The sequence below is a fragment of the Janthinobacterium sp. BHSEK genome (genome assembly GCF_056174685.1).
Window position 1 is genome coordinate 1 of sequence record NZ_JBWBYV010000183.1, and the last position, 882, is coordinate 882.

Annotated in this window: 1 protein-coding gene; it reads right to left on the reverse strand. The window is 59.6% G+C overall.

The window, feature by feature from the left end; all coding sequences use genetic code 11:
- A partial coding sequence (locus AC0V2Y_RS28175) for an EpsD family peptidyl-prolyl cis-trans isomerase (RefSeq protein ID WP_475418451.1) occupies window positions 1-882 on the reverse strand: 882 nt, incomplete at both ends.

Genomic DNA, 882 nt, shown 5'->3' on the forward strand with positions numbered 1-882 from the left:
GGGCACCGCCGGCGCCGCCACTGGCGCAGGCACCGGAGCAGAGACGGCAGGAGCTGATGCCGCAGCCGGGGCCTCCGTCTTGTTCAGATACTCGATCTTCGCACTTGCGCGCAGACGCTTGATCTCGGCGTCTGCCGCGTCCTTGTTCTTCTTATTGAACAGGAACTGCTCGATCTGCGGTGTCACTTGCGCCAGGGTGATCGGGCTGTCCTTGATATCAACCAGCGAAATCAGCAAGGTACGATCGCCTTCACGGATGATGAACAGCTGGCCTTTCGGCATACCCAACAGCTTGGTGCTCAGTTCCGGGGCCAGGTCGGTGCTGCTACGCGACAGCTGTGTGCGGCCATATTTGACCTTGTTCGCGTCCAGCCATGCCGCCACCTCCTCCAGCGACTTCGCGCTATCCATGGCCTTCTTCAGCTCATCATTCATGTCGGATGTAGCAATGATCAGTTCGCGCATGTCGAATTGCTTGCGCTGGCTAAAATACAGCGGATTCTTTTTAAAGTAATCTTCCACCTCGGCTGCCGTGGGCTTGGCGATATTACCGATGCGTTTTTGCATGTAAGCCTGGGCCACAATCAAGGCCTTGGCCCGCTCGACGGCCTGCACGACCTTGGGATCGCGGTCAACCTTATCCTTGACGGCTTCGTTCTGCAGCAACTGGCGGTCGATCAGCGATTCGAGCAACTGCTTGGTGGCGGTTTCCTGCTGCGCCGCAGGCACGTTCGCACGTTGCAGCTCCTCATTCAGCTGCAATACCGTGATTTCCTCGCCGTTGACGCTGGCCAGAGCCTGGCCTGCCTTCTTTTCCTTGCCGCCGCAGGCGGACAACCCGGCCGCCGCCAACACGACCAGCGCGGCGCACAACAAGCGGGC